General features: G+C 33.6%; 21 protein-coding genes and 1 tRNA gene. 3 read left to right on the plus strand and 19 right to left on the minus strand.

Features of this window, described 5'->3' with window-relative positions; translation table 11 throughout:
* The 19 genes from prfB to purR form a co-directional block, all read right to left on the minus strand.
* A protein-coding gene (gene prfB, locus QTL86_RS12095; protein WP_190283543.1) for a peptide chain release factor 2 occupies positions 1-1,111 on the minus strand; the annotation gives its coding sequence in 2 pieces (ribosomal slippage) (positions 1-1,035 and positions 1,037-1,111; 1,110 coding nt in all).
* Between the two features lie 124 nt (positions 1,112-1,235).
* Positions 1,236-1,308, minus strand: a tRNA-Met gene (locus QTL86_RS12100).
* A gap of 75 nt (positions 1,309-1,383) precedes the next feature.
* Positions 1,384-1,665, minus strand: coding sequence for an FtsB family cell division protein (locus tag QTL86_RS12105; RefSeq protein WP_127065928.1), 282 nt, complete (start codon positions 1,663-1,665; stop codon positions 1,384-1,386).
* Positions 1,666-1,750: 85 nt separating this feature from the next.
* The gene (yabQ, locus tag QTL86_RS12110; protein WP_127065927.1) at positions 1,751-2,272 is read right to left on the minus strand and encodes a spore cortex biosynthesis protein YabQ; all 522 of its coding nucleotides are present in this window, start codon (positions 2,270-2,272) and stop codon (positions 1,751-1,753) included.
* 12 nt (positions 2,273-2,284) lie between these two features.
* Positions 2,285-2,566, minus strand: coding sequence for a sporulation protein YabP (gene yabP / locus QTL86_RS12115; RefSeq protein ID WP_127065926.1), 282 nt, complete (start codon positions 2,564-2,566; stop codon positions 2,285-2,287).
* 62 nt (positions 2,567-2,628) lie between these two features.
* Complete coding sequence (locus QTL86_RS12120) at positions 2,629-2,868, minus strand: RNA-binding S4 domain-containing protein (protein ID WP_013656138.1); 240 nt, start codon at positions 2,866-2,868, stop codon at positions 2,629-2,631.
* Positions 2,869-2,923: 55 nt separating this feature from the next.
* Positions 2,924-3,202 (minus strand): HU family DNA-binding protein, encoded by a 279-nt coding sequence (locus QTL86_RS12125; RefSeq protein WP_013656137.1) that lies wholly within the window; start codon positions 3,200-3,202, stop codon positions 2,924-2,926.
* A 59-nt stretch (positions 3,203-3,261) separates the two neighbouring features.
* On the minus strand, positions 3,262-3,951 hold the full coding sequence (gene mazG / locus QTL86_RS12130) for a nucleoside triphosphate pyrophosphohydrolase (protein ID WP_410494973.1): 690 nt from the start codon (positions 3,949-3,951) through the stop codon (positions 3,262-3,264).
* 263 nt (positions 3,952-4,214) lie between these two features.
* Positions 4,215-4,766, minus strand: coding sequence for a stage V sporulation protein T (spoVT, locus tag QTL86_RS12135; protein WP_013656135.1), 552 nt, complete (start codon positions 4,764-4,766; stop codon positions 4,215-4,217).
* 190 nt (positions 4,767-4,956) lie between these two features.
* Positions 4,957-5,970 (minus strand): peptidylprolyl isomerase, encoded by a 1,014-nt coding sequence (locus QTL86_RS12140; protein WP_127065924.1) that lies wholly within the window; start codon positions 5,968-5,970, stop codon positions 4,957-4,959.
* Between the two features lie 56 nt (positions 5,971-6,026).
* Entirely contained in the window at positions 6,027-9,506 is a 3,480-nt protein-coding gene (gene mfd, locus QTL86_RS12145) for a transcription-repair coupling factor (protein WP_410497312.1), read from the minus strand.
* 56 nt (positions 9,507-9,562) lie between these two features.
* On the minus strand, positions 9,563-10,135 hold the full coding sequence (pth, locus tag QTL86_RS12150; RefSeq protein WP_013656132.1) for an aminoacyl-tRNA hydrolase: 573 nt from the start codon (positions 10,133-10,135) through the stop codon (positions 9,563-9,565).
* A gap of 176 nt (positions 10,136-10,311) precedes the next feature.
* Positions 10,312-13,140, minus strand: a complete 2,829-nt coding sequence (locus QTL86_RS12155) for a glycoside hydrolase family 26 protein (RefSeq protein WP_410494974.1) — start codon at positions 13,138-13,140, stop codon at positions 10,312-10,314.
* A gap of 493 nt (positions 13,141-13,633) precedes the next feature.
* Positions 13,634-14,590 carry a ribose-phosphate diphosphokinase gene (locus QTL86_RS12160; protein WP_013656130.1) on the minus strand — a complete coding sequence of 319 codons (957 nt, stop codon included), beginning with the start codon at positions 14,588-14,590 and terminating at the stop codon, positions 13,634-13,636.
* 124 nt (positions 14,591-14,714) lie between these two features.
* Positions 14,715-16,079, minus strand: coding sequence for a bifunctional UDP-N-acetylglucosamine diphosphorylase/glucosamine-1-phosphate N-acetyltransferase GlmU (glmU, locus tag QTL86_RS12165; protein WP_410494975.1), 1,365 nt, complete (start codon positions 16,077-16,079; stop codon positions 14,715-14,717).
* Between the two features lie 113 nt (positions 16,080-16,192).
* On the minus strand, positions 16,193-16,498 hold the full coding sequence (gene spoVG / locus QTL86_RS12170; RefSeq protein ID WP_013656128.1) for a septation regulator SpoVG: 306 nt from the start codon (positions 16,496-16,498) through the stop codon (positions 16,193-16,195).
* A 183-nt stretch (positions 16,499-16,681) separates the two neighbouring features.
* Positions 16,682-17,791, minus strand: a complete 1,110-nt coding sequence (glgD, locus tag QTL86_RS12175; RefSeq protein ID WP_013656127.1) for a glucose-1-phosphate adenylyltransferase subunit GlgD — start codon at positions 17,789-17,791, stop codon at positions 16,682-16,684.
* A gap of 11 nt (positions 17,792-17,802) precedes the next feature.
* Positions 17,803-19,068: a glucose-1-phosphate adenylyltransferase gene (locus tag QTL86_RS12180; protein ID WP_013656126.1), complete on the minus strand. Its 1,266-nt coding sequence runs from the start codon at positions 19,066-19,068 to the stop codon at positions 17,803-17,805.
* A 159-nt stretch (positions 19,069-19,227) separates the two neighbouring features.
* Complete coding sequence (gene purR / locus QTL86_RS12185; protein ID WP_013656125.1) at positions 19,228-20,037, minus strand: pur operon repressor; 810 nt, start codon at positions 20,035-20,037, stop codon at positions 19,228-19,230.
* Positions 20,038-20,250: 213 nt separating this feature from the next.
* Between purR and murC the strand changes: the two genes are divergently transcribed.
* The 3 genes from murC (at position 20,251) to QTL86_RS12200 (ending at position 23,880) form a co-directional block, all read left to right on the plus strand.
* A complete protein-coding gene (murC, locus tag QTL86_RS12190; RefSeq protein ID WP_410494976.1) occupies positions 20,251-21,633 on the plus strand; it encodes a UDP-N-acetylmuramate--L-alanine ligase in 1,383 nt (460 codons plus the stop codon).
* A 182-nt stretch (positions 21,634-21,815) separates the two neighbouring features.
* Positions 21,816-22,874 (plus strand): DnaD domain protein, encoded by a 1,059-nt coding sequence (locus QTL86_RS12195; RefSeq protein WP_410494977.1) that lies wholly within the window; start codon positions 21,816-21,818, stop codon positions 22,872-22,874.
* Position 22,875: 1 nt separating this feature from the next.
* The gene (locus QTL86_RS12200; RefSeq protein WP_013656122.1) at positions 22,876-23,880 is read left to right on the plus strand and encodes an ATP-binding protein; all 1,005 of its coding nucleotides are present in this window, start codon (positions 22,876-22,878) and stop codon (positions 23,878-23,880) included.

The following is a 23,880-nucleotide window of genomic DNA, read 5'->3' on the forward strand; positions in this document are numbered from 1 at the left end:
TCAATCTTTTTGATGAATCCATCCTAAATAAGCATTCATAAAGCGGTCTATATCTCCATCCATAACGGCTGAAGTATTTCCTGTTTCCTCACTCGTCCTATGGTCCTTTACCATATTATAAGGATGAAAAACATAGGATCTAATTTGACTTCCCCAAGCGATATCTTTTTTTTCTCCTCGTATACCATCTATTCTATCCATGCGCTCCTCTTGTTCTTTTTCATAGAGTTTTGCTTTTAGCATTTGCATAGCTCTTTCTCTATTTTGAATCTGTGAACGTTCATTTTGACATTGTACTACGATATTAGTTGGTAAATGAGTAATACGCACAGCTGAATCTGTTGTATTAACATGTTGTCCACCTGCTCCTGTCGAACGATACGTATCTATACGTAAGTCTTCTGGCCTAATATCAATTTCTATTTCATCTGTAATCTCAGGTATAACATCGCACGAAGCAAAGGAAGTATGTCTTCTTCCAGAAGAATCAAAAGGTGATATACGTACCAGACGATGAATCCCCTTCTCTGATTTTAAATAACCATAAGCATTTTCACCACTTATTTGAATGGTTACCGACTTAATACCGGCTTCATCTCCATCGAGATAATCAAGGACTTCCACCTTAAAACCTTTTCTGTCAGCCCATCTTGTATACATTCTAAAAAGCATAGCTACCCAGTCGCATGCCTCTGTTCCACCTGCTCCTGGATGGAGTTCTAATATGGCATTATTACGGTCATACTCCTGATCTAACAATGTGGCGGTAAGCATTTCGCTGTAATCTTCTTCAAAAGTTTTTGCACATGCTTTTGCTTCCTCCGCCAATCCAAGATCCTCGTCCTCATTAGCCATTTCTATAAGCACCAAAATATCTTCAAAACTACCACATAATTTATCGTATTTTTCTATACGATCTTTATAGCTTTTAAGTTGTTGTAGTACACTTTGCGCTCTTTCTATGTCGTTCCAAAAAGCATTGTCCATAGACATCTCTTCTAACTCACTAGCTTTAACTTTGCATCCTTCAATGTCAAAGACGGTTCCCCATTTCAACTAATTTCACTTTATACGGTTGCAAACTTATCTGCAATTGTTCCATTTCTAACATCCTATCACTCCTTTTGTATTTATCATAGCTTGTTTATGTCTCTTTGTTCAACTATTTTCATTCATAAAAGCTAATTTCATAAAAAGAAACAGCTTAAATAGGTTTAAGCTGTTTCTTTTGGTAATAGCGGGAACAGGACTTGAACCTGTGACCTTCGGGTTATGAGCCCGACGAGCTGCCAACTGCTCCATCCCGCGTTATTCTTCTAATAACAAAGCAACACTATATGCTCTGTTAATTTAAGTATAATCCATGTATCATTTTTGTCAAGGCTATTTCTTTTCTCGAAAGACAATTGTATCCTCTTCTACCATACCCAGTTGATCTGTTGCTACCTTTTCAATATACTCTTTAGAGTTAATATCTGTCACTTCTTTTTGTAGTGCCTCTAGCTTATCTTGTTGAACAGCTACTTTTTCTCTTGTTACTTCTAACTCTTTATCAACTTTTTGGTTCAATACCCTAAGATTTTGTCCACTTACAAACAAGCCCACTACTCCTAGGGTAGTGACGATAAATGCAATTCTTAAAATGATTACTTTTTGTTTTCTCATTTGTATCCCTGCTTTTATATAAAATTAAAATTTATTTTGTATCCTTCTTACTTATTATAATATAAAAGCTATTAGCCTTTGTAAATCATATTTTTTGATTTTTTAAAAAACGTTCTGTTTTTTTATCTGCCTCTTGTTGATATTTCTTCCTGGCAATCGCCCGTCTTTTAAGTTTTTGATAGTATTTCATCTGATTGTGTTTATTTTGTATGTAATTTAAAGGAACATTAATCAGCCTTATAGTTCCTCTAACAGGGATAAGGATTAGATGGTAAAGCTTCCTAAGTACTGCTTTTACATAATTAATAATCCTAGTCATAATTCCCATAAAAACAATGCTAAAGGTTAGGAAATACAGAGTTGCTCCTAAAATAATACCAATAAAGATATAAGGTCTTATATCTGCATAATTACATATATAAAGCATATAGAACCCAGTAAAACCACAAAAAATCCAGTATAGCATATCTTCTAGCTGTACAAAGAAATTAGGGTGCTTTATAATTTTTCTCACAATTCTTACTAGGTCAAATATAATCCCCATCATAATCCCTATTTCGATAGAAGTGATAAAGAGCCTGGTTTGACTGCTTACAATTTGATTCATAACATCACCGACTTATTTAAATAATTTCGACATAATCGTGCCCTTTTTCTTACCTTGGCTTTGATTATCATGATAAATAAGTTCATCAACTGTTCCTTCTACAATCACCTCTCCATCATCAATATTCATCTTAATGATATGGAGCCCGTCTCCTTTAATCTCCAGATACCCTTTACCCGTTTCTAATTCTATAACTTCTTCATCAAAAGAAAAAACTTCTGTTACGCCTGTAATAGATAGCTTTTCTCTATCTGATAAAGTAAGCATGTGCTTTCGTCCCATTTTTTCTTCCATTTTTATCATCCTTTCATCTTATAGCCTTCTATAACTATTTATATGAAAGGAAATGATATTTATTACAAAATACGGTACAAGTTATCTGTTTCTTCTTTTTTTACATGTTCCTTAATTTCTAACACTTCATACTTAGCGGTCTGCGTCCCAAAACGAATCTCTATAACATCACCTATCTTTACATCAGTTCCTGGTTTTGCAAGCTTATCATTAACCATCACTCTTCCACTATCACATGCTTCTTGAGCAATAGTTCTTCTTTTAATGATACGACTAATCTTTAAGTATTTATCTATACGCATCTTATCCTCCATTTGAAAAAAAAAAATCTACACTAACAGTGTAGATTTTTATATATTAGTTACCTTTAACAACATCTTTTAAAGCTTTACCAGGTTTGAATTTAGGTGCTTTTCCACCTGGGATTGGCATTTCTTCATTTGTTTTTGGATTTCTACCTACACGTGGTTTACGCTCTGTAACTTCAAATGTTCCAAAACCAACTAATTGAATTTTTCCCCCAGCTTGAAGTTCTTCCATTACAACATCTTCAAAAGCCTTAAGTGCTTTTTCAGCATCTTTTTTGCTAATTTCTGCTTTTGCAGACATAGCAGCTACTAATTCAGATTTGTTCATTATTTGTTCCTCCTCTATTCATGTTTCTAACATGGATATATGTATTGAAAATTTTAGGTTCAATCTTTTGGAACCCTTGAATTTTCAATATATCTAAATCTATTTATAAACTTTTCCATTGATTTTGTCAAGGCAAATTCCGCATTTATCTCAAAAAAAGTGGATAATTTTACTACAGCAAACAGGATTTCGCCTATTTTTTCTTCATTTTGTACAATATCACCTTGTTTTACAGTATCTTTTATGCAATTCAACCTATCAATTAACCCTTCTAATTCCTGTAAAATATCCCTATTTATAGCTCCACTTTTTATTGCTTTCTTTTGTACTTTTTGAGTTTTAACTAAAGCGGGAAGTGTCTTAGCTACTCGGTCCATAGATTCCACCAAGCTTGTCTCATTTTTTTCTTTTTGCTTAAGTTCTTCCCAATTAGCCAATACCTCCTCGGAATTTTCCACCTTCGTATCCTTAAAAACATGAGGATGTCTATAAATTAATTTATGCGCTAAGTCATGGATTACCTCTTCTAAAGTAAATTCACCATCTTCTTTTGCAATTTGTGTATGCATCAGCACTTGCAATAGTACATCTCCCAATTCTTCTCTCATTAAAGGTATATCATTATTTTGTAAAGCTTCCATAAGCTCATAGCTTTCTTCTAATAAGCAGGGAATAAGAGATTCATGCGTTTGTTCTCTATCCCAAGGACATCCACCCTCACCTCTTAGTTTTTCAATAATTGCTACCAAATCCTCATAGCTATATAATGACTCCATTACTCTCCTCCTTGGCAGTTAAAATGCTTATTTCTTTATTTTATCACACCAATTCCCTCCGTACTATAAAGAAAACTTCTCATTTATCTCTTACATTAATCTCAAATATACTCTTTATACCTCTTAGTAACTATTAAGGATGACTCTTTCCTTACTTCTTAAAAATATCATTAACAGTTATTAAAAACAAAAGCCAGCAACTTAATCAATGATTATTAAGGTTGCTGGCTTTTATTTTATTGTTCCATCTGTTTACCTATAAAGCCAGAAGCAGAATAAGCTAATTTTTCTTCTACTTCACCCATAGCATTATTTTTATTAGCTGAAAGAAAGATAACTGCTCCTATAGCATCACCTTCACAAATAATAGGTGAAATCACTTCTGAATAATAGCTTTCTGTAGTTCCTTCTAGAAGAATAGGTACAAATTTTGCATCATCTTTAGTTGCTTTGAAAATAGAGCGTCCTTGAATAATTTTTTCTAAATGACTACTAATACTTTTATCTAAAAATTCTTTTTTAGAACCACCGGCCACAGCAATAACTTGATCTTTATCAGCAATACAGGTGATATGTCCTGTTGCTTGTGCTAAGGCATCCGCATATTCTTTTACAAAAGAGCTCAGTTCACCAACCGGAGAATACTTTTTCAAAATAACTTGCCCTTCATTGTCTGTAAAGATTTCTAAAGGATCTCCTTCTCTAATACGTAATGTGCGTCTAATCTCTTTAGGGATAACGACACGACCTAAGTCATCTATTCGTCTAACGATGCCTGTTGCTTTCAAAAGAAACAACCTCCTTAACAATGTCAAATTGATGATATATAGCTTTAACTATAATTTACAATTATTATGCTACATATTTTGGGATTCTATGCATGATACTCCTTGCTTTCGCTTTATATAATAAATTATTACCAATATCATCAAAACTCATTCAAAAAAAGAATCAAATCATAAAAATGATTTGATTCTTTTAAGATTCTTCACCGAGATTCATAATATGAATATTTTCGTAAGACTCTGTCTTTTCTACTTTGTAAGTTGCACTAAGTTCTGACAACTCATGATTCACAAAATCCTGCTGAATTTTTCTAATAGCAGCTTCTTTCATTGTTACTTCATCCATATCATTAAGCTCTTCTACTTTTACAATTTCATAACCCATACTCGTTTCAATAAGCTTAGGATAAACTGCTCCTATTTTTGCTTCATTAAATACTACCTCTTCTAGACTTTCTTCCATTTCTCCTTTTTTGAAAGTATACTGTCCATCATTTGTACTTACAGCAGCATCTTCTGAATACTTTCTAGCAAGTATCGTTAAATCTTCACCATTTAATGCTTGATTTAAGACATCTTCTGCTCTTTTTTTTGCCTCCGCATCCTTATCAGAAGGTAATGTATTACCCTGTTCATCTTTATTCTTAATGAGCACATGAGTAATAGTCGCACTTGATGTAAATTCACCTTCTTCTTCAAGCACTTTCATAGCTTCTTTAAGTTCCTCTTCATTAGGAATATAGGTTCCACCTAATTGACTAACAACCTTTTCTTCTAACTTTCCATATTCTAAGAACTTCTCATAATCTTTTTGCTTAATGCCATAATTTGTTACAAATTCTTTATTTGTCTCTACATAATTTTTAGCAGATTCCTTAATGGCACTCTTTTCTTCCTTTGTAAGCTTATTAATACCTGCTTCTTCTGCTTTTTGTTTTACGGCTACATAATAGGTTATGGATTTAAGAGCTCTTTCCTTTGCAAACTCCTCTGGTGTTTTTCCTTCTATAGGATCAACATCCCATATGTTAGGTAAAATACTCTCTAGACCGCGCTGTGTTGACCATAAGAAAATACGATATAAGGGCTCTGATACCTTTTCACTATTAACAGTGGCTACTATTGTTTCTTTGGCGCAACCAGTTAATCCAAAAGCCATAATACTTGCTAATACTAGCATAATTAAGGTTCTACTGATGCTCTTCACGCTACTCTCTCCTTATACAGTTCCTTTTTCTCTTTGTAAACTATTATAGCTTATAATCATTCACTCTTCAATTTTTTGAGCAGATGTAATATATTTTTAATATTACTAAGTAGTTCTTTTTTCCCTGCTTCTTCTAGATTCGCTTTAAAAGCAGGTTCCTTGCCTCCTACGAATTTTAGATTTCTACCATACTCTTTAAGTATTTCAGGTACTTTTTCAGCATTAAGAGGTGCATTTTCTTTAAACTTAAAGGTTACATGTTTATTGTTCTCAGATACTAAAATAATATATAAATCATGTGCCATAGCTTTGATAAGGGCAATGTCTAATAAATTATATACAGCCACTGGGATGTTTCCATAACGGTCTTCAATTTCTTCTTGAACATCTAAATAGTCTGTTTCATTTTTAATCGAAGCAATCTTCTTATAAATATCCAACTTTTGTATTTCATCAGGAATATAACTACCTGGAATATAAGCATTCAACTTAATTTCTATAGTTGTTTCATATTCTTCCGCTACTTCTTCCCCTCTTTCTTCACTCACTACTTCCGCTAACATTTTGCAGTACAAATCGTATCCAATAGACTCCATATGCCCATGTTGCTGAGCACCTAATAAATTGCCTGCCCCTCTAATTTCTAAGTCTCTCATTGCAATTTTAAAACCAGCTCCAAGTTCAGTAAACTGCTTAATGGCCTGAAGACGCTTCTCAGCTACTTCTTTTAGCACCTTATCTTTTTGATACATCAAATAAGCATACCCCATACGACTTGAGCGCCCAACACGTCCACGAAGTTGATACAACTGACTCAGCCCCATACGATCTGCATGATTCATAATAATTGTATTCGCATTAGAAATATCCAAACCCGTTTCAATAATAGTAGTACATACTAAAACGTCAATTTCACCTTCTATAAAGCGTAACATGATTTGCTCCAGTTCTCGTTCGCTCATTTGTCCATGAGCAAATGCCACTCTTGCTTTAGGAATTAGCTCTTGAATAGCATGTGCCTTTTCTTCTATGTCTTTGACTTGATTATGAAGGAAATAAACCTGTCCTCCTCTAGCTAACTCTCTATTAATGGCATCCTTAATAAAGTCTTCACTATACTCAATCACATAGGTTTGTACAGGTTTTCTTTCAACCGGAGCTTCTTCTAAAACACTCATATCCCTAATCCCTATTAAACTCATGTGAAGGGTTCTCGGAATAGGTGTTGCTGTTAAATTCATTACATCAACTTGTGTACGAAGCTGTTTAAGTTTTTCTTTGTGAGTTACACCGAAGCGTTGCTCTTCATCAATGATTACAAGCCCCAAGTCTTTAAACTGTACATCCTTGGATAACAATCTATGGGTCCCGACGATAATATCTACTTTTCCACTTGCTAGGCCTTCTAAGCTTTTCTTAATTTGCTTAGGCGTTCTAAAACGTGAAAGCAATTCTATGGTAATAGGATAGTCTGCCATACGTTCTGCAAAACGCTGATAATGTTGCTGAGCTAAAATAGTAGTTGGTACAAGATATGCCACTTGCTTGCTATTTTGTACTGCTTTAAAAGCAGCACGGATAGCCACTTCTGTTTTCCCATATCCTACATCTCCACAAATAAGACGGTCCATGATTTTGTCACTTTCCATATCTTTTTTAACATCTTCAATAGCTTCTAGTTGATCACCAGTTTCTTCATAAGGAAACATAGCTTCAAATTCTTTTTGCCAAATCGTATCTTCTTCATAACAAAATCCTCTTGAATATTGTCTTTGGCTATAAAGCTTAACAAGCTCTTTAGCTATATTTTGAATAGCTCCTTTGACTTTTGCTTTAGATTTTTTCCACTCAGATCCACCTAGTTTACTAAGTTTAGGCGCCTTACCTTCTGAACCTACATACTTTTGGACCATATCCATTTGATTGATATTAACGTACAATACATTGTTGTCTGCATATTCTATTTTTAAATTGTCTCTACTAATACCTTCAATAACAATTTGCTCGACCCCTTTAAATACACCGATACCATGTTGTTCATGTACAACATAATCTCCAGGTGCAAGTTCCAAAAAGCTTTGTATTTTAGCACCACTGTGTTTTTTCTTGGATTTTTTGGTTTTCTTATCTTTTCCAAATAAATCTTTATCAGCCACTATATAAAGGCCTAAATCCTCATAATAAAAACCTTTCTCTAAAACACCCTTGTAAATTAGAATTTGCCCCTTCTTAACTTCCTCTTCACTATTTTCACTATAACTCGCAATGACTCCTCTTTCTTCTAGCTCACTCATAAGACGTAAGGATTTTGCTTTAACACCTGATAAAATAATAACTCTTTTATTATCTTTCTTCCATTCCTTTAAATCCTTCTCTAGGAGTTCAAGATTTTTATATAAAGTATTATTCTCATGCACTTTCAGGGATAGCGTATAAGCAACATCAAAAGTCGCCACTTCTGCATTAAAGTTCATGAGAAAAAGTTTAGTAAAGGTTTCCATTCGCACAATTAAATGCTCATACTCAAAAATAAGCTGAATTTGTTTGGGTAAAATATGCCCGTATTCAAGGCGATCTTTCATACTCATACCGTATTCTTCTAGTACCCGTTCACATCTTGCCTTTGTTTTAACTGGTTCATCAATAATGAGAAGTGTTTCTTTAGGTAAGTAATCTAAAATAGATACTAATTTTAGCGAAGTATATGGTATATACAACTCTAATCCTCGGGGACTAATATCATTTTGAATTTGATCTATTGCCTCTCCCACTTGTTCCTCTATCTTAAGTGCGCTTTCCTTTTTACCGGCTTGTCTTAACGCTTTAGTAGTCTTTTTCAGGTCTTCTTTAATCGCTGGAATAGCTTCTTTTAAAAGGTCTAAATGAAAAATAATTTCCTGATTAGGCACAATACGTAGTGCCTCTACCTTTTGAATAGAGCGTTGTGTTTGCACGTTAAAGTTCCTTATAGAGTCGACTTCATCATCCCAAAGTTCAATTCTATAAGGTTCTTCATCAATAGGTGTATAAATGTCTATAATACCGCCACGAATGGCAAATTGTCCCATTCCTTCTACTCGCCCAACTCGTTCATAGCCCATTTGCACTAATTCACGTTCTAAACGGCTAATGTTAATGCATTCTCCCGCTTGTACAATCTTTGTATAAGATTCCCATGTTTCTTTAGGGGACAAAGGATTAAGTAGGGCCTCAATAGGAATGATAAACACTGCCTTTTCTCCTTTTTGTAAGGCCTCAATCACTTTAATACGCTGGGAAGTAATATCCATACTGTGCACATCTGCGTTATAAAACAAGATATCTCTTGCGGGATAAATATACACTTTTTCTTTACCGTTTAAAGCCATCATATCTTCTGAAATTTGCTTGGTACTTGGCTCATCATAAGTGATAATTACAAGTGGCTTTTCAGTGAAGCAACCTATGCCATATGAAAAATGACCTTTGCAGGCATCTATCATGTTTACAACCTTGACATTTTCACCGTACTCCAGATGCTCTAAAAGCTGTGACATTCCCTGCACTTCTTTTAAAGGTTCTATAAGTCCTTTATGTTTATATCCCAATTTAATCACCGTCTTACTTTTAAGTTATACTTATTCATTGCTTTATCAATGCCATCCGTTACAAACATAGTTGTAGCATCTACAGCATCCTTAAATCTAGGCCCTATTATTTTAAGATCATCTTCTGAAAATCTACCTAATACATAATTAGCCAAGTCCCAACCTGCTGGTTTTTCACCAACACCAAACTTAAGCCTTGAGAAATCTTGTGTACCTATGTGTGCAATAATACTTTTAATCCCATTATGCCCACCAGCACTACCATTTTTACGCAGGCGTAGTTGTCCTACTTCTAAAGAAACATCATCAAAAATAACAAATACCTCTTCATTGGTTATTTTATGAAAGTCCATACAAGCCCTTACAGCTTCGCCACTTAAATTCATATAGGTTTGAGGCTTCATTAAGATAACACGCTCACCTTTAATATTAGCTTCCCCAATTAAAGCTTTATATTTACTTTTCGTTACTTGTATATTATACGCTTCTGCTAAGCTATCTATCACTTCAAAACCAATATTATGTCTTGTGGCTGCATATTGCAGACCTGGATTTCCTAGTCCTACTATTAATTTCATTTTTTCCCACCTATCTTTTATAACTACCAATATATCTTTATAACTTGCTATATCATATTTAAATGTGGCAGTTTTTTATAGTTTATCTGTATTTCTATCATATCATTCTTTTTTCAAATGTATAACAACAATATTATATATTACAATTTACTTTATGCAAATAAAAAACATCTTGGCTAGGAGGGAGGATTATCTCCGGCCAAGATGCTTTTTAGGCTTAGCAAATTACTTTTTAGTAAATGATATACTAGTCTAGTCTCTTTGCTAGTTATTGCTTTAATGTCATCATAGTAAATACTTCCTGTTAACTTATAAGTATCTGCATCTGCTCCTTCTGGCAAAATGGTATTGCACCATAATCCAAAGCCTTCAATCTTAGTTGAATCAAATACAGCATTTGCATCATCTCTACCTACAAAGCTACTAAATGGTATAGTTACTAAGATAGGTCCTGTAGCCTTGTTATATGCTTCATAGTCATTTAAGTATACCTCAAATACATTGCCACCTGATGTCACTTGAATAACAACCTTTTTATTCTTTCCATCTGGAATAGTCCATAACTGTAATGCATTTTGCTTAGACCAATCTACATTATTGAGACTCTTTGTAACACCAATATAACCGCCTGCTACAAGGTTATACTTAAATTCCAGTCCATATTTTCCTGCATACTTCTTATCACTTAAGCTTGGTGCCAATGTACAACCGGTTCCTTTTCCTATACTCCAACTTGTATTTAGAACTTCATTATCTCCATAGTAATCATCGAAAGTATCTACTACTGTAGGTACATAAACAGGTTCTGGCATATTGAATTTACCATTTATTTTACTGATTTCTTTACCCTCTACAGTGAGGTTGATTGTCCCTGTAGTTTCACCTACTTTTTTAAGCTCTGCTTTTGTTAATTCTGACACATAAGCTCCAGAGGCATCTTTAGTTGCAGCTAAGGTTTTAACTACTTTTCCTGCCTTGTTTTTAATTGTAAAGTTAACTTTAGCTGTATCAATGACATTATTAACACTTGCTTTAATTGTTGTAGTATCTAATATACGACTACCTGATGTAGGATAAGTAATATATCCTGTTACATTAGTATTGTCCTTAACTTTTACAGAAAGCTTATTTAAATCTCCTACTTGTGCTGCAAATACAGATTTACTATTATTATAAAAATCAATAAAGTTATCTAGCATTTCATGTCCCTTCATGCTAGCTTCCGTCTTTTCTGTCACATATGGTGTATAATAACCACTGTTTGTTCCAAAGTTTGCCCATAGCAAGAAATAAGATGCCGAAGATGGTGCTATAGCTTCTAGCACTTCATTATACCAATCTTTCCTCTCATTTCCACCTTTAAGTAATACTTCATTTCCATTAGAAATACCTGTTTCTGTTACAGCGAACAATTTATTATGTTGTTGAGCAAATTGTTCTACAACAATAAGTTGCTTTTTAAAATTAGCAATAAAACTATCTCCTTCTGCTGGATATTGATGATACATATCAAAACCTACCATATCAACATAGTCATCTCCAGGATAGCGTTTTGCATAGTCAGTCACACTCTCTGCCTCTGATCCTGGTCCATATACATAGAGAATGTTATGTATCTGTTTTGTATCACGTAAATAGTCTACAGTATATTTATATAAGTTTTTGTAGGCCTCTTCATCACAGAAGGCTGCTCCCCACCAGAACCAACTGCCTGTATTTTCGTGGAAAGGACGTAGTAATATAGGTGTATCTCCCATTTCTTCCGCATAAGCTGCAATCATATCAAGATAAGCATTAAATAAATAATTGAGCTTTCCACCTGGCATAATCTTTTGAACAACATCCCCACTGGTAACCCATGAACCATCCACATTATTGCCTTCACTCAAGAAGTCTGCTTTTGTCCAATCTAGCGTGCCATCTTTCCCTGGTTTATTAGCTATACGGTCAGCAATAATAGTAAAGTTAGGCATGTGTGCTGAAACAGTTATAATAGCACCTTCTGCTACTGCCTCCTTATTCATTTTAGCGCATACTTCTATACGTTGTTGACTAGTCATGCTTGTAGGGTACTGATTTTCAAGTCCACCAGGAAACTCATTTCCAGCTAAAGACAAAGTATCAATTCCCACTACAGCAGAAATAGAGCCTGTCACATCTTTTGTATCTGAATTACTTAATTTCTTATTGCCTGCTTTATGATGTGTATCATTTTGATGACCATACAATACACTATCCGATTTGCCTACGGCTTCTAAATAAGCATATAATTGAGCTACTGAATCTACTGCCTTGTCATCTACCAATTTAACTTCCTTAGATGTATTCATCTGCTTACCATTTGAAACAATAGAATTGGCATTAACCTTAATAGCTGTTTGAGTTTTCACTTTTTGTGTTGCTTCTACAATCACAGGTTCTGTAATAGCAGCTTTACCATTAGTAAGTTTGACATTATCTAGATAAATCTTACCTTTATAATCACAATTACTAGCAGCTAAACAAGGTACTACTGCTTTTAAACCTTTTATTTGTTCAATCTCTTTTCCAAATGAAATGGAAACATTAGCACTTTTATAACCATTTCCCATTGAAGTAAATGCGCTTACTGCAATTTCTGGAATTGTTTCACACTGAGTCCAAGTCCAATCATTCCCCATTTTAGCTACAGCTTGTGCTTTAAATACACCTGTAAAAGTACTTTTTTCTGGAATAATCAAATCAAAACTCAAGGTTGCTCCAGCATTAATTTGGTCAGCATACTCATAATATAAGTCTTGTTGAAAAACAGTAAGCCATGAGTTATTAATATCACCTTCCAATTCAAATCCTAATGCTTTGTTCCCTCCTATGTCCTCTGCTGATGCTTCTTTTTCAAAATCATTCTCATAAATCATTGCGCTTTCCCCTGATGCACCAAATACTTGAGCTGTAGGTAAGATTGGCACTATCATAGTCGCTGCCATAAGAGATGCCCATACCCTTTTTAACTTCTTATTATGCATTTAAAATACCCCCTTCTATATGTTTAAATGCATTATATCACATATTATTAGTTAGAAAAATATATTTTTAAATATATTTTTCTAAATTATTTAGTATTTTTTACTTATCAAATTTTTAATTGTAAGGTTTTTTTAATTTAATTAGTAAATTATTTTATATTTAAAGCACTATTTATGTACATTTTTTGAATATAGATATTTCTTAGCGCACCTCCCCCTCCTCATAGATTTTTTTTGCTCTACACTCTTTTTTATTACTGCCCCGCTCATTTTAACTAATATTATACTTTATTTACAATAAACATTAGTTTTTTTAACCTTAAATTTTATTAGTTAGCTATTAATTCTATCGCATTTAGATAGATTCTATGTAACGCTCCTTATTGCTGTCCTTTTATCTATATCAGTTCAAAATATGTTATATACAATACAAAATAATACTTTTTGTTAATAAAAAAAGAGATAATCCATAAAAGGACTACCTCTCTTTACTCTAATCAAATAATTTAGATACTGATAAATCTTCGTGTATGCGTCTGATTGCATCTGCAAAAATTGGAGCAACTGAAATCTCTTTAATTTTTGCAATTCTTTTCTCTTCTGGTATAGCAATTGTATTAAGCACTACTAATTCTTCAATAGCAGAAGCTTCTATTCTTTCTAACGCAGGACCTGAAAGCACACCATGTGTACAACAAGCATATACAGCTGTTGCCCCTCTTTCTTTAAGTGCATTTGCAGCATTGCAAATAGTTCCTGCTGTATCAATCATATCGTCAATTAAGAGAACACGTTTACCATTAACATCACCAATGATATTCATAATTTCAGATACATTTGCTTTTGGTCTTCTCTTATCAATAATCGCTAAAGGTATATCGAGTTTAGTAGCAAAAGATCTGACTCTACCCACACTACCTAAGTCTGGTGATACAGCCACTACATCTTCTGTTTGATCACCAAATTTATCCGCATAGTATTTAGTTAAAAGTGGCATACCTACTAAATGATCTACTGGAATGTTAAAGAACCCTTGAATTTGTGAGCAGTGTAAGTCCATTGTAAGTACTCTGTCAGCACCAGCTGTTTGCAGAATATCTGCTACAAGTTTTGAACTAATTGGATCTCTAGCTCTTGTTTTTCTATCTTGTCTTGCATAACCATAGTATGGGATAACTGCCGTAATACGCCCTGCTGAAGCACGTTTCATGGCATCAATCATAATAAGCAATTCCATAAGATGTTCATTAGCTGGAGTAGAAGTTGGTTGGATAATATAAACATCGGTACCACGTACTTTCTCGTCAATTTTAACGCTTATTTCTCCATCACTAAATTTCATAACCTCTGATTTACCAAGTGTAACGTCTAATCCTTGTGCGATTTCCTTAGCAAGCTGGGGGTGAGCATTACAAGTAAACACTTTAATATCAGTGTAATTTCTAATCATTTGATTGAGTCCTCCTTCAATAATCGACCATGTATTCCGCAAAATATTATATCATATTGTATACAGGATGCAAAGCATACAAACCATTTTAATGACAATTAACAATTTTTTCTTGTTTTTTTACTTATTTTTGTCGCTTTTTTGCTACCCAGTTTTCCTTGTTTTCTTGTTTTGCTCTAGCTATAGCTAAGCTATCTTTAGGAACAGTTTTAGTAATAGTAGACCCTGCCGCTGTATAAGCATTATCTTCCACAGTTACAGGCGATACTAAATTTGTGTTACATCCTATAAAAGCATTGTCTCCAATTATTGTACGATGCTTTTTCTGCCCATCATAATTAACAACTACACTGCCACAGCCAAAGTTGACATTTTTACCTACATCAGCATCTCCTACATAAGTCAGATGAGATATTTTAGTCCCATCACCAATATTAGCATTTTTAATTTCTACAAAATCCCCTACCTTAATGTTTTTACCGATATGAGAATTTGGTCTAATATAAGCAAAAGGTCCTACATGTGTTCCTTCATCTACAAAACTATCTGTTATAACGCTAATTTCTACCTCAACCTGATCTGCTAGAGTAGTATTTTTTAATTTGGAATGATAACCAATACGGCACCCTTCTCCAATAGCAGTTTTTCCTTCTAGCATACAGCCTGGTTCAATAATGGTATCTTTGCCAATAATAACATCTGACTCAATATAAGTGCTCATCGGATCAATGAAGGTAACACCATTTGCCATATGCTTTTCATTAATACGTTTCTTCATCACCTCTGTTACAGCTGCTAGTTGAACTCTTGAATTAACACCTGCAATGTCATCAGCTTCCCTTGTAGCAATAGCATTTACCTTGTGGCCATCTTTTAATAGTATTTCGATTGTATCAGTTAAATAATACTCGTTTTGTACATTATTATTCGTAAGTTTAGATAAAGCATATTTTAGAAGTTTCGCGTCAAAAGCATACATACCACCATTAATCTCTTTGATTGCTTTTTCTTCTTCAGTAGCATCTTTTTGTTCAACAATTTTTACCAAATTGCCATTAGTATCTCTTACAATACGGCCATAGCCTGTTGGGTCATCCATCATAGCCGAAAGTACTGTAATCGCATTATTATTATGATGATGAAAATCTAACATATCTTGTAAAGTTTCCTCAGTAACTAACGGCGTATCCCCACATAAAATAAGTACTTCATCAGCACTTTCAATAAAGTCCATAGCTTGCATAACAGCATGCCCTGTTCCTAATTGCTCTTTTTGAAGTACATAGCTTACATCTTCCCCTAATGCATTTTTAACATCTTCTGCTTTATGTCCTACAATTAAACAAACCTCTTCTACTCCTACTGCTTTTGCTGCTAATATAGGATATTCCACTAGGCTTTTTCCAAACACTTTATGAAGTACTTTTGAACCATTTGATTTCATACGTGTGCCTTGACCAGCCGCTAGAATTAATGCCTTTGTTTTCATTTAAAATCTTCCTTTCACGTTTCTACTTCTAAGCTATTCTCTCACTTTATAATCATTTATGCAACAAAAAAATGTCCTAAAAGCATAACCTTTAGGACACTCTTCATATGTAATTATTCTTCAGCAGTTAAATCGCTATCATCAGCAATAGCAACCTCATCTGATAATAATACCATTTCATATTTTTCTAACACTTGATTTTGAATACGATCTCTTGTTTCTGAATTAATAGGATGAGCAATATCTCTGAACTCCCCATCTAAAGTCTTACGGCTTGGCATTGCAATAAAGCGTCCTTTATCCCCTTCAATTACTTTGATATCATGAACAACAAATTCATTATCAAAAGTAACAGACACAACTGCTTTCATTTTGCCATCCTTATTGATTTTTCTTACTCTAATATCTGTGATTTCCATTAGCAAATCCTCCCTGTTATTAACTAGTGCCATGTTGGCTATCCTATTAATATTGTATTATTATTTGAATTATATGATATTTTTAAGAAATAGTCAATATTTTTTTATTTTGACTTATAATTCCATCATGCATAAGGCATTTACAACATATACTAGTAACTTAATCACTTTTTTTTAGCGTTATTAAACAATATTTCTTTTTTCCAAAAGAATAATATTGTCTTTTGTTCCAATTACTTTCTGTCCATCAGATACAAAAACTTGTTTATCTAGAATAGCATTTTCAATGATACATCCCTTACCAATGGTAGCTCCTTCCATAATGATAGAGTCTTTAACCTTTGTCCCTTCACCAATAAATACTTTTCTAAAAAGTACAGAGTTTTCTACCTGCCCATTAATAATATCACCTCCACTAACAATGCTATTAAGCACTTTAGCTTGTACATTAAACTTTGTTGGTGGCTCATCTTTAGCTTTTGTATAAATATAAGGGTAGGTATTAAAGAATAGATTTCTTACTTCAGGTGTCAAGAAATCCATATTAATGCGATAGAATTCATTAATATCTCTTATTCTCCTCCAATAGCCTTCAAAGTGATAACCATAAATTTTAAGCTTTTTACGGTAACGAATGATAATATCACTTACTAAATTGTATCTTCCTTCTACTTCCAGTTGTTCTAGAAGTTTAATGAGTAATTCTCTACTCATTACATATACCCCTAAGGAAACGGTAGTAAACTGTGGGTTAAGTGGTTTTTCTTCAAAGTCGATCATTTGTTTATTTTCATCTAACCCAATAACACCATAGTCTTCTACATTATACGTATTCATATCCTTATATGCGATTGTAATGTCCGCATTACGTTGTTCATGATACTTAATAATCTTTTCATAATCCATCTTATAAATTTGTTCCCCTGAAGTAATAACAACATACGGCTCATTACTTTTCTTTAGGAAATCAATGTTTTGGAAAATAGAATCTGCTGTTCCTCTAAAACCATAGGTTTCTTGATTAAGCATGGTCGGTGTGAATAAAAAAAGTCCTGTCTTTTTTCTACCAAAATCCCACCATTTAGATGAACCAATATGATCCGCCAATGATCTCGCACTATATTGAGAAATAACTGCTACTTTTTTAATCCCTGAATTACTTAGGTTACTTAAAGCAAAGTCAATTGCTCTATAAGAACCACCAATAGGCATAGCTGCAACATTTCTTTGTTTGGTTAATACCCCTAGTGAATTCCTTTTTCCACCCGCTAATATGATTCCGATAGCTCTCATGTTTTCCCCTCCTACACAATAAGTGAATGTCCGCTTTCTAATTCGCCGTTTACATAGTGTTCTTGTAGTGTATGACCACCAACTTCACAGTTCTTACCAATCTTAACATTGTCAGGAATAACTGTGTTATCACCTATAGCTGTTATACCGCTATAATAAATATGCGGTTTGGTAACATGTGGGACAGCTTCTCCTACTCCTATATATGTATTTTCACCTATTTCTGACTTTTCAGAAACCACACAGTGATCTAAATTAGCCCCTTTTCTTACTATTGTTTCTCCCATAACAATAGAATTTTTAACAACAGCACCTTCTTCAATAATAACTCTTGGTCCTAGTACAGAATTATAAACTTGACCATAGACTTCACAGCCTTCTGCTACAAGTGATTGCTCTAATATAGCATCGACTCCTATATATTGTGGTAATTGATGTTCTATATTCGTATAAATTTTCCAAAACTCATCATAAAGATTAAAAACAGGCACGGTTTCAGTTAATTCCATATTTGCTTTCCAGTAAGCTTCAATAGTACCAATATCCCTCCAATAATCATTGAAACGATAGGCAAATACATTTTTCTCCCCATTAATCATCTCTGGAATAATATGTTTTCCAAAATCGCTATGCTCATGGATAGTATTATCTTTTATAAGTGCTTCCTTAAGTACCTTCCATGTAAAAATATAAATACCCATAGAAGCCAAAGTACTTTTTGGTTGTTTAGGCTTTTCTTCGAATTCCACAATACGCCCTGTTTCATCTGTATTCATAATACCAAATTGATCAGCAATTTCTAAAGGTACATCAATAACTGCAATAGTGGCATCTGAATTATTTTTCTTATGTTCCTCAAGCATAGCACTATAATCCATCTTATAAACATGGTCACCAGACAGAACCAATATATACTCCGGATTATATTCATCGATATAACGAATATTGTGATAAATTGCATTAGCTGTTCCTGAATACCACGAACCTTCATTTCCCGTTTTTAAGAAAGGTGGTAGTACAGTTACACCACCATTTCTTCTATCTAGATCCCAAGGAATACCTATTCCTATATGCTTAGTTAGAAGTAATGGTTCATATTGAGTAAGCACCCCTACCGTATCAATGCCTGAGTTGATACAGTTACTAAGTGGGAAATCTATTATTCTATATTTTCCACCGAACATAACAGCAGGCTTTGCAATCTGTTTTGTCAGAATGCCCAACCTGCTTCCTTGTCCCCCTGCTAATAACATAGCAATCATTTCTTTCTTATTCATGCAATCCCTCCTACCTTTTGTATGCCGAGTTTATTCTTGAATAATTTCTTGCCTATTACGTATTAGCATTGTACCATTTTCCCATTTTTTTTACAATATTATATCAATATATATTTTTAAAAATTTAACAAAAATATCTGATTTTTTTCTACTTGACTTCTACTCTACATTATAAATATCTACAACCTTATTATTCTCATCCACTGTATCTAACCATAATAGTGTTTTAAAATCTTCTACCACCTTTTTCTCAGGATTTTTAGTAGCCATTAAAACACCTATCCCTACCATTTCTGCTTCAAATTCTTGCATTAAATCAATAATTCCTTTTGCAGTTCCTCCTGCTTTCATAAAGTCATCAATAAACAGTACTTTTGAACCTTTTTTAATTGCTTTTGTAGAAAGGCACATGGTTTTTATACGATGATTACTTCCTGTAATGTAATTCATATGAATAACAGTTCCATCTGTTAACTTACTTTGATTGCGTACCACTACCATTGGTTTATTTAAAATCATCGCTGTCATCAAAGCAATAGGGATTCCCTTTGTTTCTACCGTGATAATATAATCTACTTCCACATCCTTAAATAAGCTTGCTAAAGCTCTTCCAATATTTTTAGAAATAGTTGGAGAGTATAATAAGTCATTTGTATAAATGTACCCTCCCGGAATAATTCTTTCCGAATGATTAATCATTTCACAAAGTTCATTAGTAAACTCCCTAATCTGCTCTTTAGTCATTAATGGATTATAGTATACCCCCCCTGCTGCACCTGATATTGTTTCTATATTTCCTAAATCATATTGTGCAAAGATATCTTTAACTACATCAAGATCTTCACTTATAGTAGATTTAGCACAGTCAAATATATTGCAAAAATGAGTAAGTGTAAAAATTTTGTTAGGGTTATTAGTCAGAATATTTGTAATCACACTAATACGATCATGCTTTTGTACTTTTCTCATTATATTTCTCCTTTTCTAAGCTAAATTGCTTTCTTCTATTATAAACACAAAACCGAATATTTAAAAGCATTACATGAAAAACATTCACCTTTCAAAAAAAATTTGTTTATTATTTTATTCTTGGTATATAATTATAAAATAATATGATGCATAATATGATATAAGGCATCATTTTTAAAGAATAATAATTTATTCATTGAAAGGACTAATACTATGTCAAACATCAATTCTTTAATAGGTAAGAAGAAAATACATTTTATCGGCATCGGTGGCATTAGCATGAGCGGGCTAGCTGAAATTGTTCATTATAAAGGTTATGAGGTAACAGGCTCTGATATGAAGGCCTCAATAACAACTAAACACCTTGAAGATTTAGGCCTTACTATTTATTACGGCCATGATAAAAATAATATTGCTGATGATGTAGATCTTATCGTTTATACTGCTGCTATCCATGAAGATAATCCAGAGCTTCAGTTAGCTCATGAAAAACATATCACAACTATTACACGTTCTAAATTCTTAGGCATTCTTATGAAGCACTTTGATACTCCCATTTGCGTATCTGGTACTCATGGTAAAACAACTACCACATCTATGTTAGCTCATGGATTAATGGCTGCTGACCTTGACCCCACTATTACAGTAGGTGGTATTTTAAAAGCTATTCACGGAAATATTCGCATTGGGCAATCACCTTACTTTTTGACTGAAGCTTGTGAATACTGTGATAGTTTCTTAGACTTTTTCCCTCAAATAGGTATTATTCTTAATATAGAAGAAGACCATATGGACTACTTCAAAGATATTAATCAAATCCGTCGTTCTTTCCAGAAATTCTCAAGTAAAATTCCAAGCAACGGTTTCCTTGCTATTAACGGGAAAGTTCCAAATCTAGATGAGTTTACGGCTCCTCTTTCATGTAAAACAGAAACCTTTGGGATTGGTAGTCATTATAATTGGACTGCTGAAAATATTACTTTTAACGATAAAGCTTGTGCTAGCTTTGATGTTTATTATAACGAGACCTTTATGACACATTTAGACCTTCATGTTCCAGGGCAACATAATATTTTAAACGCTTTAGCTGTTTGCAGTGTCTATCATTTTCTTGGTCTTGAACTTCATTTATTAGGAAAAGGACTTGAGGCATTCACAGGTGCTGATCAACGTTTTGAAATTAAAGGTAAAATTAATGATATTACCATTGTAGATGATTATGCCCACCATCCAACTGAAATTGCTGCTACTTTAGAAGTAGCAAAAGCTTATCCTCACAATCACCTATATGTTGTTTTTCAACCTCATACTTATACAAGAACAAAAGCTTTCCTTGATGACTTCGCTGCAGTCTTAAGTTCCGCTGAAAATGTTATTATTACAGATATTTATGCCGCCAGGGAAAAAAATCCTGGGGATATCTCTGCAGAAGATATCATCAAAAAAATCAACAAAAAAGGCAAGAATGCTCTTTACATGAAAGACTTTGAACAAATCGCTAACTACTTAAACGAGCATACTGTCCCAAATGATTTAGTCATTACCATGGGGGCTGGAAATGTGAATCAAATAGCAGGCCTTTTATTAAACAAATAGTTATCAACAAAACTGCCTGACGATTATCCACACCCTGTGTGAATAATCGTCAGAGTTATCAACAAAAATCACTAAAATCTCCACAGCCCTACGGAGATTTTATTTTTTTGCTTATCATATTTTCTTCATTTTGTGCTATAATACTAACACATCAAATAAATACTTATGAAGGAGGTGTCTCTATGGCATATATTAAATATAAAGTAGCCAAACAACCTTTCGTACATGTTCCTTATTGGTTCATTTCTGACTATATGCCTAAGGCACTTAGTGGTTATACTAAAGTTTATCTTTATTTACTAGCTATCTTTTCAGATACTTCTGCCCCTCCTCTTTCTCTAGAAGAGGTAAGTAACCATCTTGATATGCTTTACTCTGAAGTACTACAAGCACTTAAATACTGGAATGACCAAGGTGTAATTTGCTTTTCTGAACTCTCTCTAGATGAATTTGATTTAGAATTCTACTTTGAAAAACCTAAAGCAAAAGAGGACTCACCTGCCCTTCCTATTTCTAAAACGATTATTAGACAAACTAGACCGGAATATCGTACTGAGGAAATTAATCTTTACTTAGAAGATAGCCCTGCTGTGCTTAAGCTCTTTAAAGTAGCCGAAGAATATTTAGGCAGGCTCCTTACTATCACAGATCAAAAGATACTTTTCAGCCTCTATGATTGGTTACATATGCCCTTTGACCTTATTGAGTTTCTCATCGAACATTGTGCTTCCAATAACCATAGAGCCATTCACTATATTGAAAAAGTAGCTATAAGCTGGGTAGATGAAGGCATTACTACGGTAGCTGCTGCTAAAGAAAAGGTAGCCATGGATAAGCGATATTTTAAAATTTTAAATAGCTTAGGTGCATCTAAAAGTACTCTTACTTCTGCTGAACGTAATTGTATGAATAAGTGGTTTGATACTTATCATTTTAATATGGATGTTATTTTAGAAGCTTGCAAACGAACTGTTATGCAGACCAATAAACCTAGTTTAAACTATGCAGATTCAATACTAACTTCTTGGTATACAGATAAGGTAAAATCTCTTGAAGATATTAAAGCTTTAGACAAAGCCCACGAAAGTAAAAAGGCTTTAAACACACCAACCTCTTCGATTACACCTATCTCAAACAAGGTATCTCAATTTAACAATATGTATTCACATGATTGGGATTTTGATGAGCTAGAGAAATTGCAACGTGAACATATCACACGAAAGCTAAATGGAGGAAACTAACATGACCAATAAGGAATTATATTATAAACAGCTCCTAAGGCAATATGATCTTAAACGTTCAGCGGCTCACCAAGCTAAATTAAAACGCACTGCTGAAATTTATGAGAAAATCCCTCGCATAAAAAAAATTGATGAAACTTTAAATGATAGTGGTGTTAAATTAGTGCGTAGTATGCTATCACCTCATGGTGGTCAATCTATAGAAGATTTTAGAAGTCATACAGATGAACTTATTCGCACAAAAAAAATGCTTCTAGTAGAAGCAGGCTATACACCTCATTACTTAGAGCCTCACTATGATTGTGAGGAATGTAAAGATACAGGCTTTGTAGGTAATAAACCTTGTAATTGTTTTCGCCAAGCACTTATTAATATTGCTTATGAACAATCTAACTTAAAGCATATTTTAAACATCGAAAACTTTGATCATTTCACTTTAGATTATTACTCTAAAGAAATAGATCCTAAAGCTGGCACTTCTCCTTATAACAATATGTATGAAAATCAACAAGTTTGTGCGGGGCTTATTGAAAAATTTGAAACTGAAAAACAAAATCTTTTACTTTATGGTCCAACAGGTCTAGGTAAAACCTTTTTATGTAACTGTATTGCTAAAGAACTTCTCGATCAAGGTTATACTGTACTTTATTTTACCGCACCACAGTTATTTAAACTTTTTGAGGAATCTCGTTTTCATCGAGAAGATATGCAAGAGGCTTCAAAGGAGACCCTAAATACCCTATTTGATGTAGATTTGCTTATCATTGATGATTTGGGAACGGAATCAGTTACCACTTTAACCATCAGTGATTTATTTAACGTTATCAATAGTCGTTATTTAAACCAGACCTCTACAATCATTTCTACCAACCTTACACCAAAAGAATGGAAAGATCGTTATTCAGAACGAATCGTCTCTAGAGTATTTGGTAATTATGAACCTCTTAAATTTATCGGTACTGACATTCGTATGGTAAAGAAATATGGTAAAACCCATAAAAAATAA

Source organism: Cellulosilyticum sp. ST5, from assembly GCF_046529625.1.
In the GTDB taxonomy this organism is placed as follows: domain Bacteria; phylum Bacillota; class Clostridia; order Lachnospirales; family Cellulosilyticaceae; genus Cellulosilyticum; species Cellulosilyticum lentocellum.

Coding starts and splice junctions, on each gene's coding strand:
- QTL86_RS12200 (WP_013656122.1), top strand. CDS start 22,876: ATGACCAATAAGGAATTATATTATAAACAGCTCCTAAGGCAATATGAT.
- yabQ (WP_127065927.1), bottom strand. CDS start 2,272: ATGAATCAAATTGTAAGCAGTCAAACCAGGCTCTTTATCACTTCTATC.
- yabP (WP_127065926.1), bottom strand. CDS start 2,566: ATGGAAGAAAAAATGGGACGAAAGCACATGCTTACTTTATCAGATAGA.
- QTL86_RS12105 (WP_127065928.1), bottom strand. CDS start 1,665: ATGAGAAAACAAAAAGTAATCATTTTAAGAATTGCATTTATCGTCACT.
- purR (WP_013656125.1), bottom strand. CDS start 20,037: ATGAGAAAAGTACAAAAGCATGATCGTATTAGTGTGATTACAAATATT.
- mfd (WP_410497312.1), bottom strand. CDS start 9,506: ATGTCACAGCTTTTAGAGCATCTGGAGTACGGTGAAAATGTCAAGGTT.
- QTL86_RS12120 (WP_013656138.1), bottom strand. CDS start 2,868: ATGCGTATAGATAAATACTTAAAGATTAGTCGTATCATTAAAAGAAGA.
- glmU (WP_410494975.1), bottom strand. CDS start 16,079: ATGAAAACAAAGGCATTAATTCTAGCGGCTGGTCAAGGCACACGTATG.
- pth (WP_013656132.1), bottom strand. CDS start 10,135: ATGAAATTAATAGTAGGACTAGGAAATCCAGGTCTGCAATATGCAGCC.
- murC (WP_410494976.1), top strand. CDS start 20,251: ATGTCAAACATCAATTCTTTAATAGGTAAGAAGAAAATACATTTTATC.
- glgD (WP_013656127.1), bottom strand. CDS start 17,791: ATGAGAGCTATCGGAATCATATTAGCGGGTGGAAAAAGGAATTCACTA.
- QTL86_RS12180 (WP_013656126.1), bottom strand. CDS start 19,068: ATGAATAAGAAAGAAATGATTGCTATGTTATTAGCAGGGGGACAAGGA.
- spoVG (WP_013656128.1), bottom strand. CDS start 16,498: ATGGAAATCACAGATATTAGAGTAAGAAAAATCAATAAGGATGGCAAA.
- QTL86_RS12125 (WP_013656137.1), bottom strand. CDS start 3,202: ATGAACAAATCTGAATTAGTAGCTGCTATGTCTGCAAAAGCAGAAATT.
- QTL86_RS12195 (WP_410494977.1), top strand. CDS start 21,816: ATGGCATATATTAAATATAAAGTAGCCAAACAACCTTTCGTACATGTT.
- QTL86_RS12160 (WP_013656130.1), bottom strand. CDS start 14,590: ATGATTAGAAATTACACTGATATTAAAGTGTTTACTTGTAATGCTCAC.
- QTL86_RS12155 (WP_410494974.1), bottom strand. CDS start 13,140: ATGCATAATAAGAAGTTAAAAAGGGTATGGGCATCTCTTATGGCAGCG.